The organism is Burkholderia sp. GbtcB21 (assembly GCF_019091065.1).
Classification (GTDB): Bacteria; Pseudomonadota; Gammaproteobacteria; order Burkholderiales; family Burkholderiaceae; genus Burkholderia; species Burkholderia pyrrocinia_C.
Map to the genome: position 1 here is coordinate 1 of NZ_JAGXKA010000503.1, position 234 is coordinate 234.

At 68.4% G+C, this 234-nt stretch carries 1 pseudogene; it reads right to left on the minus strand.

The annotated features are described in order from the left end of the window. Positions 1–200 (minus strand): annotated as a pseudogene (locus KVT39_RS37480) (lipoyl(octanoyl) transferase); the annotation flags it as partial. Positions 201–234: the final 34 nt, after the last annotated feature.

Consider the following 234-nt stretch of genomic DNA (forward strand, 5'->3'; position numbering starts at 1 on the left):
ACGTGCGGATGCTCGACCACCCAGAGCTCGTCGCCGGTGTCGGCCGTGCGCGCATCGGTGAACGCGCGCATCGCGTCGCAGCTCGTCTCGTAGGCCTCGTCGCCCCGCCAGCGCACGGTGACCGGGTGATCCGGCGATTCGGCGGGCGATACGCAAACGGCGACAGGCGTGGACACGATGGGAACCGGCGTAACGGACATGGGCGGGAGTTTACCGAAAACCCATGGGTCTCGC